Consider the following 12,799-nt stretch of genomic DNA (forward strand, 5'->3'; position numbering starts at 1 on the left):
TACCACACTGCCCGCCCCTGAACTTTTCCGGTACCTCCCGTGTTATTTATGAGGTATTTTTAGTGAAAAGAGGGGTTTTTAACGTTCAATCAGTAACTTACATATGCAATTGAAAACATTAATTCCCATATTATTTTTGGTGATGCTGGCGGCAACTGCCTGTGCGCAGAAAAAAAAGCCCCCCGTGGCCTTTACGGGTCCGCCGGCGAAATCTTCCAGCATGAATCAACAAACAGATACGGCAACATTTGCCAACGGATGCTTCTGGTGTACAGAGGCCATCTTCCAGGATGTAAAAGGCGTTTCTTCCGTTACAAGCGGATATACCGACGGTCAGACAAAAAACCCTACCTATAAGGACGTATGTACCGGCAATACCGGTCACGCGGAAGCCTTACAGATCCTATACGATCCTTCAGTGATCTCCTTTGATGAATTGCTGGAAATTTTCTGGAAAACACACGATCCTACCACACTTAACCGTCAGGGCGCCGATGTGGGCACGCAATACCGCAGCGGGATCTATTATCACAATGCCGCACAAAAAGAAAAAGCGGAACATTATAAAACGGAGCTGGATAAAAGCGGGGCCTTTGACAATCCGATCGTTACTGAAATAAAACCATTTACCGTTTTTTACCCGGCGGAAGATTATCATCAGTCTTATTTTAACAATAATGAAGACAAAAATCCCTATTGCACGATGGTGATCCGTCCAAAAGTGGATAAATTTCATAAAGTATTCAAAGACAAACTAAAAAAATAACCTTTCCACAAAAACAATCCGAAAAAAACTGATTCCGGTTTGCATCCCGCTGGCCGGTTTTCCTTTCATTTCATTGATCCGGATCAATACAAATAACGGCAAAGCGGTGCAATCAGGAGCGGAATAAAATAATCAGACCGACACTAACGTTAATTATTGCACAAAGCAATAAAAAGGGCGTAAATTTGCGCCTTCCAAAAAAAGGAGACAATAATGTTGGACATAACAAATTTTGATCAGAACTGTGTCGCCAACCCCAACAACAATATTTTCGGGTTGCCCAGTACTGAAGAAAACGCTGATTTGGTCATCATCAATGCACCCTGGGAAGTAACTGTAAGCTATGGCGCCGGAACGGCAAGAGCACCGGAAAGCATTTTAAAGGCCAGTCTGCAGGTAGATCTTTATGATCCCGATTTTCCCGACGCCTGGAAGCGGGGCTATTATCTGAAACCCACCGACCGTACGGTTTTATTAAAGAGCGATTTTTTACGCAAAGAAGCCGAACTCTATATCGACTATATCTCCAAAGGTGAAGAGCTGGGCAAGAACCAGTTCATGTGCCGAACCATTAAGGAAGTAAATGAAGGCGGGGTCTACTTCAACAACTGGGTATACGACCAGGCCAAAAGCCTTCTGGATGACAACAAACTTGTAGGTTTACTGGGCGGTGACCACAGTGCGCCTCTTGGTCTTTTTAAAGCGCTGGCAGAAAAACACGGTGAGTTTGGTATTCTCCAGATAGATGCGCACTGCGATCTGCGGAAAGCCTACGAAGGCTTTGTATATTCCCACGCCAGTGTGATGTATAACGCGCTGAATGAAATTCCCCAGATCAAAAATATTGTACAGGTGGGGGTCCGCGATCTCGGACAGGATGAGTGGGAGTATATCAAAAACAGCGATTACCGGGTGATCACTTATTTCGACCAGGAAATAAAAGAGCGTCAGTACGATGGCGACACTTTTAAAAATATCGCGGAAGAGATCATCAGCAAACTGCCCCCCAAGGTACACATCAGCTTCGATATCGACGGGCTGGATCCCAAGCTCTGCCCCGATACCGGTACCCCGGTTCCCGGAGGCTTCGAACTGGACCGTATGTTCTTCCTTTTCAAAAAAATAGTGGAAAGCGGGCGTCAGCTCATCGGCTTCGACCTTGTGGAAGTCGGTACCGGCGAAACCGACTGGAATGCCAATGTGGGCGCAAGAGCCCTTTATAAATTATGTAACATCCTTGCAGGGAGCAATCCGGTAAAATAAAGCAACAAAACTTTCGTATTGGTAAAACAGGAACTACATAACAATCCGGCATCAGCTTCACCAGAGGCCGGAGCGGAGTACCGTTTTGTAATTCCGAACGCCCGGGTGCTGGTATACCAGGTATTTGCTTACGGCATTATCTTTTTGAACCTGCTGGGCCAGCTGCTGATGGATTACCAGCGGAACAGTCCCAACCTGAAAGTGAGCATCCTCGTATGCACCGCAGTTTTTATACTGTTCCTGCTCCGGGATCGCTATCTTCTTAGAAAAAAGAACACGCTTCAATCGCTTGGCATCGTGCTGCTTATCCTCGGTTTTCGGTGGTACCAGTATTCCATCGGCTGGGGCTTTGTGATCAATGTGGTACTCTGGTTCCTGTACCTGGTGGCGCGCCGGCAGCTGGTGATCTCCATTTCTTCGCAGGAAGTCCGGTATCCTTCCTTTCCGGCAAAAAAGATCGGCTGGAGCGAGATCAGTAATCTCCTACTAAAGGACGACATTCTTACCATCGATCTTAAAAACAATAAAATATACCAGCATTTTGTAAAAGACGATACCGCGGACGTGGATGAAGCCGCATTTAACGAATTTTGCAGAAAGCAGTTAACGGCTCACGGCTCTTAATAACGGGCTATAAAAAAACAATCCATGAGCTTACAATCCTCTCCATACCTTTTATATTCCGACGGTCAGGGAAACATCTTTGAAGATACCAGTCTTTATGCAGTAGGCCGCAGTGGCTGGGATGCCCTGCCCATACCCGTTGAGGACTGGATCGAATTGCCTGACGGAGGTTCCCTTTACGAATTGCCGGAACGGACCGGTATCGGGATCGATGTAAAAACCGGTGAGTTGCGGCTCTGCGAAAAAGGATGGGCTGTAGCCGCTTTCATTCCTCCCGCCCATACAGGTTTTTACATAGCCGCCTATGAAACAAAACCCGGGGCGCCCACGCTTCCGCTGTTTTGTTATACTGCCGTGGCCTGGTATAATGATAAATTTTATGTGCCCGCTACACGCATCGAGCAGGACATCCGCCAGGAATGTGCCGGGTTTGATGCGGATAAAGTTACGCACGGTGTGGAGCAGCTTACAAAAGCCTATCCCCACAACCGCCTGGTACATCACCTGGCCAACAATTGTGCGCTGACCTATCATTGCCCTGCTGCAAGGAACTATTTTATCGGCCGCTGGGAATGCCCCGTACCGGCCTCCCCCGCATGCAATGCCAACTGTGTGGGATGCATTTCCCTGCAGCCGGATGAAGAGACCATCGTTTCCACACAGGATCGTTTGCAGTTTAAACCAACGGTGGAAGAGATCGTCGAATTCACCGTGCCACATCTTGAAACTGCCCCCTATCCCCTTATCAGTTTCGGTCAGGGTTGCGAGGGGGAACCCCTGCTGATGTGGGAAACACTCGAGAAGGCGATCATCGAGATCCGTAAGCACACACAAAAAGGCAGTATCAACATCAACACCAACGGATCAAAACCCGATGCGGTAAAACGCCTGTGTGAAGCGGGATTGAACTCCATCCGCGTAAGTACCAACAGTGCCCGGAGCGAAGTTTATATGCCCTATTACCGGCCTAACAACTACCAGTTTGAAGACATTGTGGAAAGCCTGAAGGTAGTGAACGGTTTCGGTGGATGGACCTCCATTAATTATTTTGTTTTTCCGGGTATGACCGATAGCATTGCCGAATACGAGGCCCTGCGAAAGCTGATCCGGGAGACCGGTCTGAAAATGATCCAGTGGCGGAATTTCAATATCGACCCCGACTGGTACCTGGGGAAAATAGGCGTCACAGACACCGGTGAGTTTATGGGGATGAAACAACTGATGGAACTGATCAGAGAAGAGTTTCCTCATTTAAAATACGGTTACTATAATCCGCCCATGGAGCGCATCAAAGGCCGGTACGAAACAGATTTCGCGCATTATTAAGCAGCAATCCTGGCCATAGGCCGCCGCTGAATTTTTCGCCACCAGGGCACTAAGAAACACTAAGGCCTTTTTATAAGCAGCCGGCGATCCGCCTTTTTTGGATAGCTGAGGCGGGAAGACGGCATTTTCCCCGCTCCCCTGGATATTCGCAGACCTTTAAAGATCTTTTGAAAGGCTGCTCACAGATTTCACGGATTTACACAGAAGGCCCGCCACTAACACACCATACATTTATCTGTGACAACAAATCCCTGCTACAAAACACATAAGACCTTTGTGCAACTTTGTGTCCTGGTGCCTTCGTGGTTCCGGCAATCCTGTGAAAAAGCGCTCAAAGATTTCACGGATTTACGCGGAAGGCCCGCCACTAACACACCATACATTTATCTGTGACAACAAATCCCTGCTACAAAACACATAAGACCTTTGTGCAACTTTGTGTCCTGGTGCCTTCGCGGTTCCGGCAACCCTGTGAAAAAGCGCTCAAAGATTTCACGGATTTACGCGGAAGGCCCGCCACTAACACACCATACATTTATCTGTGACAACAAATCCCTGCTACAAAACACATAAGACCTTTGTGCAGCTTTGTGTCCTGGTGCCTTCGTGGTTCCGGCAACCCTGTGAAAAAGCGCTCAAAGATTTCACGGATTTACGCGGAAGGCCCGCCACTAACACACCATACATTTATCTGTGACAACAAATCCCTGCTACAAAACACATAAGACCTTTGTGCAGCTTTGTGTCCTGGTGCCTTCGTGGTTCCGGCAATCCTGTGAAAAAGCGCTCAAAGATTTCACGAATTTACGCGGAAGGCCCGCCACTAACACACCATACATTTATCTGTGACAACAAATCCCTGCTACAAAACACATAAGAACCTTTGTGCAACTTTGTGTCCTGGTGCCTTCGTGGTTCCGGCTATCTTGTAAAAAAGCGCTCAAAGCCCCCTCGACATAAACTGCGCTTTCCTGTCTTCGGAGTATTTCCACCACTGAAAGCTGATGGCTGACAGCTGATCACCCTACATATAAATGTCCTGGTGTTTCACCAGCCAGGGAACGGCAACGGTAGCAAACACTCCTGAAATGATGGTAATACCCAGTAATAACTCGTGAAATTCCGTTGTAACCACTGGATCGGGAGAACGGTGCACCTGGAGAACGCCGTACACACAGAGCACTGTAAATAGTGCGGACAGTACAATATAGATCCAGGCGCCATTCCTGAAATAACGGTCGATAAATGCAAAAACCACTCCTGCCAGCGGCAATGCAAAAAGCGTGGCGAAGATAATGGTGGATACATTGATCAGATCATGCAGCGGGAATGCTGTTTTCTCACGAAAGAGAACATCATAGATCAGATTCAGAACGGTGGCGATATAGCCTGCAAACAGACCCGCCATAAGGGGCCTGTAGATATGACTGCCGGAAGTTTCTTGTTTCATTTTACAAAAATATGATTTATATCACATTTTTAAAAAACTGTTTTTTCGCTGCCGGTACTGTTTTTTTTATTTTTTTGAGCGGATCAGCCGTTGCAGGCCGCTCTCCTTCAGCAATGCAATATTTTTTCCGCCGGTGCGGATCAGCCTTTCTGCTTCCAGTTCACCCGTCATCCGCGAAATAGTTTCATAGGTTGTGCCTACATAGGAAGCAATGTCCTGCCTGGTGAGTTTTATATCAATAAAGCCCTCCGCATTTACGCCAAACCGCTCTTTCAGCAGCAGCAATGCCTCAACGATACGGCCTTTTACTTCCATGTGTGCCATATTCCGCACCCTCCGTTCAGTAGCCTCCAGTTCATTGGCATAAAAATCCATCAACGCATAGGTAAGACCGGGATTGACCTGCAGAGTCCTCTCAAAAAAGGAAAGGCTAATGTACATCAGGGTTGTATCCTCCAGTGCGGTTGCCGAAACCGGGTAGATCCGCTCCTTCCCCAATCCCCGGTATCCGATCATCTCCCCGTCCCGGGCAAACCGGAGGATCAGCTCTTTGCCATTACCCCATTGCTGATGGATCTTTATTTTCCCTTTTACAATAAAGAACACGCCTTCCACCGGCCCGTTCTCTGTAAAGACGGCCTGTCCTTTCTTCACCACCATATCCTGACGGTTGTCATCCACCACGGGCCGCCATTCCGGAATACAGTTCCGGTAAAGAATATTGTCGGTTAAAATAAGATCCGGATTTCTGGTCATTTGCATCAAAAATAGGTATTCCTGTCAACATCTTGCCGGAAACACCAGCTCCCCCTGCAAAAAGAAACCTCAGAGTGGCCTCCGGTATTTTTAATTTGCAAATATGTGATATAAATCATACTTTTGCAGCCGTTTTTAAAATAACAATATATGAGTATCCCTATATCCACAGGACTGCAATCAACACTGGCCGCCGAACGGATGGAGCGTCGCCCTTCTACCCAGAAGAACCGGCTGGCGCTGATTGCCCTGCTGGCCGTTGGCATCGGTGCACTGGTAAGTCTGATCGCACGGCTGCTGGTTTCGCTGATCCATCTTGTTACCAACATCGCCTTTTATGGCAATTTTTCTTTTGCAGACGCCGCTCCGCAGGGGCATCACCTGGGCATTTTTGTAATGATCATTCCGATGATCGGCGGAATCATTGTAGGGCTGATGGCGCTGTACGGCTCCCGGGCCATCCGCGGACACGGCATTCCGGAGGCCATGGAACAGATCCTTACCAATAACAGTAAAATAAAGCCAACCATTACCTATCTCAAACCGCTTTCCTCAGCCATTGCTATTGGTACCGGGGGGCCTTTTGGTGCAGAGGGTCCGATCATTGCCACAGGCGGTGCGCTGGGTTCCACCTTCGGGCAGCTGCTGAAGATATCGCATCACGAACGTAAAGTGCTGCTGGCCGCAGGTGCCACAGCCGGTATGTCGGCCATATTCGGCAGTCCCATAGCTGCCATCTTCCTGGCCATCGAGTTGCTGTTGTTCGAGTTTTCCGCCGCAGCCATTATACCTGTGGCGCTGGCCTGCATTACCGGGGCCGCCGGGCATCATTTCCTGTTCAGTACAGAGCCGGTTTTTGCCATTCAGCAGCCGCTGGCCACACCTTCCAATACCGCATTATTCTTATACAGTGTGGAAGGACTATTGATCGGACTGCTTTCTGTGGCTGTTACGAAGATCGTTTACTGGCTGGAGGCCGCCTTTGAACGCCTGCCCATACACTGGATGTGGTGGCCCGCCATCGGCGGCCTGGCCGTAGGTATTATCGGCTATTTCTATCCGGATACACTGGGCGTTGGTTACAATAATATAACCAATGTACTCTCCGGCAGCCTGTCTCTTAAGGTCATCGGCGCGCTTTTCTTTTTTAAATTCCTTTCCTGGGCGATCGCCTTATCCAGCGGCACTTCCGGCGGAACGCTCGCTCCCCTGCTCACGATCGGCGGAGCCGCAGGAGCGCTTGCCGGGCTTGCACTGAACTATTTTTTCCCCGGCCTGGACATATCGGTTTCCATGGCAGCGCTTATCGGAATGTCGGCTATGTTCGCCGGCGCTTCACGTGCATTACTGACCTCCATCCTGTTTGCCCTGGAAACAACCGGACAGGTAAACGCCCTGCTGGCCCTGCTGGCAGCCTGCGCCATTGCTTATTTTGTATCCCTTTACCTCATGGAACACACCATCATGACGGAAAAGATCGCGCGCCGCGGAGTAAATACCCCGGTGGCCTACCGGCCGGACATCCTGGAGCAATACCGGGTACAGGACGTAATGAACGGAGACGCACTGATGATCACGGGTGATAATAATGTAGGTGCCGTAAAAGAATGGCTGCAGCAGCATAAGGATGACCAGGCAAATTACTTTATAATTGCAGACAACGACAATGTGCTGCGCGGTGTGGTCAGCTCCTCCAGTCTGCTGAGCGATCATCAGGACCCTGCTGCAAATATCGACACGCTCATCAAACGCAAGTCGGCCTGGGTGCTTGAAAACGAATCGCTGAAGACCGCAGTAGAAACCATGCTCCAGTTGGATGTGGACCTGCTGCCCGTGGTGGATAAGAATAAAACGGTTACCGGCAGCATCAATTATAAGAACATCATGACGGCATACGGTCATGCGCGCGATGCCAGTGAAAACAAACACATCCATTTATCACTGAAACGGCAGACACTGAAATTACTGGCAAAGGGGAACCGGCTGATTCACAAGAACCTTCACCGGCAGAACGGGAACGACAAAGCCTGAGATCCGGGAGTACATTCCCCGGAAGCTACGCCTGTTAAAAAATAAATAATGCCATTCATTAGGTAAAAACACGTTTCGGGCATCTTTATAATAAATGTCATGAAAAAAAGCTGTTTATTACTATTTCTGACTGGGGTTATACTGACTTCAGCCGCACAATCGCCGCATCTTATCACCACTGTTCAGCAACATGCCCGGTGGATGGAGCAACTGTCACAACAAACGACAGCCGGTCAGAAAAAAATGATCGCCGACCGCCTTCTTGCAGACACGCTGATCGTCGTTTTCCGACCCAACAGCCATGTAGGGCCGGTATCAGAAGCGCAGCGGGCACAATTAGTGAAGGAAAGGCAGCAACAGCTCCGCAACAAAAGCACCGGCATCCGTATGCCGCTCCTGCTGATCAATGGCCACCCCCTCCAGCAGGAATATTACGAACCGCTCCCTGCGGCCGGCGCAGCGGCTATTGCAGCCCTGATCCGCGAAACCGGCTTTAAACGCATCACACAATTGAACGGAGCCAAAGCAACGGCTGTCTACGGGATCCGCGGTGCAAATGGTGTCCTTCTGATGGAATTGAAAAAGAAAACGGATCTTCAGAAATTCAAGGCACTGAGCGCTGAGTCAGCAAACAATCCCTGAAGACAGGCCGGCATCAGTGTATGCCCGCCATTTTCATCTGTGGCACAGAGTTTGTCCCTGCTATTGCTGTAAGTAATCAGTTATGTCCATCGTCCGTAGCCTTCTCTTCTGCACCCTTCTGCTGTTCAGTTTATTTATGACAGGTTGCACTGCGTCCCGCAACAAAGGCAGTATGTCCGGCACCGGTTTCAGCAGCAATGAGTTGTTAAAACAGGTCAATGCCATCCGGGCAAAGGGTTGTAATTGCGGGGGGCGGAGCTATCCGGCGGCGGCACCGGTACAGTGGAACAGCAGGCTTGCCGATGCAGCCGGCCTGCACAGCAGTTATATGCAACGTACCGGACGGCTGACACATACCGGACGCAACGGAGCCACGCCTGAAAAAAGAGTTGCCGCTGCAGGTTACAAATGGAGCTATGTTGCTGAAAATATTGCCATGGGCCAGCAAAATACAAGAGAAGTCATTCAAAGCTGGCTGCAAAGTCCGGGGCATTGCAGAAATATCATGAGCCGCAGTGTAGCGGAAATCGGTGCGGCACGTTCCGGCAAATACTGGACACTGCTGCTTGCTGCATCCAATTAATCATTCCCGGGCATTCCGGCACTGTTCTTTTGCCGGTGTTACCGCATAGAAAAACCCCGCACAGTGCATACCGTGCGGGGTTTCCAAATTTTAAAGCCTGTATTTACAGGCGTGAATAACAATTAAACCAATTCTGCCCTTCTTTTCCGGCCGGACGGCGCAGGAGCGCTCCGCTCTGTTTCACATGGTTTTTCAAAACGGGTGGCGGTCCACACATGATCCAGCTCAACACTATCCATTCCCGCATAACCCTGATCCGTAAGTCGGCACCAGCTACGCTCTCTGTTCAGATCAGTTACGATCTTTGAACTGGATTTCGGGTGAGCTACCCAAAATTTTGTGTTCTCTTTCAGGCAGGGCATCACTTCATTCAATATACCATTCAGCTGATTTTCGTTTACCGCAAATACCAGCGCAAAATCAAGTTTTCTTGATTTCAGGAGTGGTGTCATGTTCTTGGCAAAAGATAATTTACTGAATTGTTTTTCGATTGAAGAGGGGAGACCTTGAATTAAGAGATTTTTTTCTTCGGCGTACTGTAATTTTTCGAACACTGTTTGAGTCATAAGAACTTGAAGGGGTTTATTAAAAAAATCTGACTTAAATACTCAATTAGCAAACAAGATTCATATTAAAGTGCAAAAGTACAAAAAAAATGGCTCCTGGACAAGCTTTTAACAGAAGGCCCCTACTTTGATAAAAGTAAGGGCCTTACACATATTATAAATATAATATATTTATTTTCCTGCCGGCTTGTAATATTTCATGGCTTCCGGCATAAATTTCTGAAGCTGCTCGATCCTTCTTTCCGGTCCGGGGTGTGTGCTTAAAAATTCCGGGGGACGGCTGCCAGAGGCCTGCGCCTGCATGCGCTGCCACAGCCCGATTGCTTCCTGGGGATTATAACCTGCCATTGCTGCCCAGATCATTCCATAATGATCCGCTTCCAGTTCCTGCTTTCTCGAAAAGGCCAGTATACCCACCTGTGAGCCAAGGCCTACGGCAGTACCAAACAACTGCCGCATACCGGAAGAGCTTTTATTTGCCATAAATGCATCCAGGATATTGGTACCATACTGAGCGGCAACGGTCTGGCTCATACGTTCATTGGTATGTCCGAATAAGGCATGACTCACCTCATGTCCCATTACATTGGCCAGTGCGGCTTCGTTTTGTGTAATGGGCAGCAAGCCGGTATAGACCACGATCTTTCCACCCGGCATACACCAGGCATTCGCTTCGTTGCTTTGCACCAGTTTGGTTTCCCATTTATAACCGCTGAGGTCACCGCTTAAATTGTTCTGCCGGTAGAATGTATTGACCGCATTGATGATCCGCTGACCGACACGGTTCACCATTTCGGCATCCCGGTTACCGGAGCTGGTAACTACTTTATTGGATGAAAGAAAGGTCTGATATTCGGATACAGCCATCTGCTGTAATTCAGATTCAGGCAGCAATTTCATCTGGCTGCGACCGGTAATCGCATTGGTGGAGCAACCTGCCCCCACTGCTGCCGCAACAAGGAAGATGAATAAGTTCTTAATCATAGTAAGGATTTTAATTTGCTAATAAACAATCTTTATACCAAAGTTAAGACAGCTTTTGATTTAAGAATCATCAAATCCAGCCATCCTTATTCAGATGCACGATCCTGGCTTTTGGTTGCGAAGATCCATCCGCTAATGGTTAATAATCAGGAAAATGCCCGGCTACCGGTTGCGTTGCTTGCGACGGTCCCTGTTTTTAAAAATAGGAACTTTATTCTCCGCACCTTTCAGGATACGGCCGATATTCTTCTGATGGGTCAGGATTACCAGTAATGCCACGGCTACAGCAAACACACGGTAAAAGTGATTGTCCACATTAAATATAATGAGAATAAATACCGGGAAGGCCAGACTGGCCAGTATGGAGCTCAGGGATACAAACCGGGTCAGGTACAATACCAGCAGAAAAATACCGGAACAGGCCAGGGCTGTCCAGGGACTGATGCCGATGACCAGGCCAAATAACGTAGCCACCCCTTTTCCCCCACGGAAATTGGCCCATATCGGGAAGATATGTCCTAAAACCGCAGCGATACCGAATATCAGCTGGATATTCAGAAAAGCAATATCATTATCTGCATATTGTGGCAGGAACAGCGCCAATTTTACTGCCAGAAACCCTTTCAGTGAATCGCAGATCATTACAAAGGAGCCCCACCTGGGACCCAGTACCCGGAACGTATTGGTAGCCCCGGCATTGCCGCTGCCATAATCTCTTATATCAATCCCGAAAAACCCTTTACTTACCCAAACCGCAGTAGGAATACTGCCTAAACAATACGCTAGTAAAAAAAGTATACAATAAATCATTTTATCCGGCTCAGTGAAATACAAAAATAATGATAAAAAATCAACCGTTACGTAATAAATCCTTAATATTCAGGCGAAGTTTTACACGTGAAATTTAATACACAACCAGTTATTCCTCAGATATTTGCCATCAAATCCCAACCCGCAATCCACAGCGCATTCAACAATTTCCGGCGCATCTTCCTCCAGCAATCCGCTCAAAAGCAGCACTCCGCCCGCAACCAGTTGTTCCCGCAACTGAGGGATCGTTTCCAGTAACACATTCTTATTGATGTTAGCCAGTATCACATTAAATCCGCCTCCCTGCAGGGCTGTCCCCGACTGTATGAGCCCGATACCGCTGCAGCCGTTCAGCGCTGTGTTCTCCTGTGCATTTACAATGCTCCATTCATCAATATCCGTGGCGATCACTTCCGCAGCACCCAGTTTTTCCGCCAGTATGGCGAGGATCCCGGTTCCGGTTCCGAAATCGAACACCCTTGCACCGGCAAAACCGATGGAGCGCATCTGCTGCATCATGAGCCAGGTAGTGGCATGGTGCCCGGTACCAAAGCTCATCTTGGGGTTGATAAGAATCTCATGCGCCACATTTTCAAAATGCGGGTGAAAAGAAGCACGTACAGCTACAAAATCGTCTACCACTACCGGTTCAAAATTGGACTCCCATAAGGCATTCCAGTTCTCTGCCTCCAGCTCTTCTGCTTCATAAGCAACATGCAGCTGGCGGGCAACATCGTCGAGTGCTGCAGTTGAAATGCCGGCACCACTGAAGAACGCCTTCAGTTCTTCATTTCCTTCCTCAAATCCATCTGCCTGTTCTGCAAGACAGGCAATGATCTTTTCCGCGGTCGCTTCGTCTACCTGTTTAAAAATAACGGCTGTATATTTCTCATGTAATTGCATGACGCTTTTTATCTGACAGATTTTTACTCCTGCATGATCTGTCGCGCGGTGAATTTACAAACTAATCGTGTATGCCGTATGATTCATCAAATAAA

At 48.3% G+C, this 12,799-nt stretch carries 13 protein-coding genes; 7 read left to right on the forward strand and 6 right to left on the reverse strand.

Translation table 11 applies throughout. The features are described from left to right. Positions 1-220: 220 nt before the first annotated feature. From msrA to K7B07_RS03560, 4 genes are all read left to right on the forward strand, one after another. Positions 221-766 (forward strand): peptide-methionine (S)-S-oxide reductase MsrA, encoded by a 546-nt coding sequence (gene msrA / locus K7B07_RS03545; protein WP_223707515.1) that lies wholly within the window; start codon positions 221-223, stop codon positions 764-766. A gap of 213 nt (positions 767-979) precedes the next feature. Then, positions 980-2,029 (forward strand): agmatinase family protein, encoded by a 1,050-nt coding sequence (locus tag K7B07_RS03550; RefSeq protein WP_223707516.1) that lies wholly within the window; start codon positions 980-982, stop codon positions 2,027-2,029. 18 nt (positions 2,030-2,047) lie between these two features. Continuing rightward, the gene (locus K7B07_RS03555; protein WP_223707518.1) at positions 2,048-2,653 is read left to right on the forward strand and encodes a hypothetical protein; all 606 of its coding nucleotides are present in this window, start codon (positions 2,048-2,050) and stop codon (positions 2,651-2,653) included. Between the two features lie 24 nt (positions 2,654-2,677). Beyond that, entirely contained in the window at positions 2,678-3,979 is a 1,302-nt protein-coding gene (locus K7B07_RS03560) for a radical SAM family protein (RefSeq protein ID WP_223707520.1), read from the forward strand. Between the two features lie 1,024 nt (positions 3,980-5,003). Here K7B07_RS03560 and K7B07_RS03565 read toward each other — a convergent pair. Continuing rightward, entirely contained in the window at positions 5,004-5,429 is a 426-nt protein-coding gene (locus K7B07_RS03565) for a hypothetical protein (RefSeq protein ID WP_223707523.1), read from the reverse strand. A 66-nt stretch (positions 5,430-5,495) separates the two neighbouring features. Beyond that, positions 5,496-6,185 (reverse strand): Crp/Fnr family transcriptional regulator, encoded by a 690-nt coding sequence (locus K7B07_RS03570; protein WP_223707525.1) that lies wholly within the window; start codon positions 6,183-6,185, stop codon positions 5,496-5,498. 150 nt (positions 6,186-6,335) lie between these two features. On the opposite strand from K7B07_RS03570, the gene K7B07_RS03575 reads away from it, so the two are divergent. The 3 genes from K7B07_RS03575 (at position 6,336) to K7B07_RS03585 (ending at position 9,441) form a co-directional block, all read left to right on the forward strand. Next, the gene (locus K7B07_RS03575; RefSeq protein WP_223707527.1) at positions 6,336-8,216 is read left to right on the forward strand and encodes a chloride channel protein; all 1,881 of its coding nucleotides are present in this window, start codon (positions 6,336-6,338) and stop codon (positions 8,214-8,216) included. Between the two features lie 99 nt (positions 8,217-8,315). After that, positions 8,316-8,858 carry a hypothetical protein gene (locus K7B07_RS03580; RefSeq protein WP_223707529.1) on the forward strand — a complete coding sequence of 181 codons (543 nt, stop codon included), beginning with the start codon at positions 8,316-8,318 and terminating at the stop codon, positions 8,856-8,858. Between the two features lie 136 nt (positions 8,859-8,994). Beyond that, positions 8,995-9,441, forward strand: a complete 447-nt coding sequence (locus K7B07_RS03585) for a CAP domain-containing protein (protein ID WP_223707531.1) — start codon at positions 8,995-8,997, stop codon at positions 9,439-9,441. 122 nt (positions 9,442-9,563) lie between these two features. Here K7B07_RS03585 and K7B07_RS03590 read toward each other — a convergent pair whose 3' ends face one another. The 4 genes from K7B07_RS03590 to prmA all read right to left on the reverse strand — a co-directional run bounded on the left by K7B07_RS03590 (position 9,564) and on the right by prmA (position 12,704). After that, complete coding sequence (locus tag K7B07_RS03590; RefSeq protein WP_223707533.1) at positions 9,564-10,007, reverse strand: hypothetical protein; 444 nt, start codon at positions 10,005-10,007, stop codon at positions 9,564-9,566. A 171-nt stretch (positions 10,008-10,178) separates the two neighbouring features. Continuing rightward, the gene (locus tag K7B07_RS03595; RefSeq protein ID WP_223707535.1) at positions 10,179-10,991 is read right to left on the reverse strand and encodes a M48 family metallopeptidase; all 813 of its coding nucleotides are present in this window, start codon (positions 10,989-10,991) and stop codon (positions 10,179-10,181) included. Positions 10,992-11,153: 162 nt separating this feature from the next. Then, complete coding sequence (plsY, locus tag K7B07_RS03600; protein ID WP_223707537.1) at positions 11,154-11,801, reverse strand: glycerol-3-phosphate 1-O-acyltransferase PlsY; 648 nt, start codon at positions 11,799-11,801, stop codon at positions 11,154-11,156. Positions 11,802-11,882: 81 nt separating this feature from the next. Continuing rightward, positions 11,883-12,704: a 50S ribosomal protein L11 methyltransferase gene (prmA, locus tag K7B07_RS03605; RefSeq protein ID WP_223707540.1), complete on the reverse strand. Its 822-nt coding sequence runs from the start codon at positions 12,702-12,704 to the stop codon at positions 11,883-11,885. Positions 12,705-12,799: the final 95 nt, after the last annotated feature.

It is taken from the genome of Niabella beijingensis, from assembly GCF_020034665.1.
Lineage (GTDB): Bacteria > Bacteroidota > Bacteroidia > Chitinophagales > Chitinophagaceae > Niabella > Niabella beijingensis.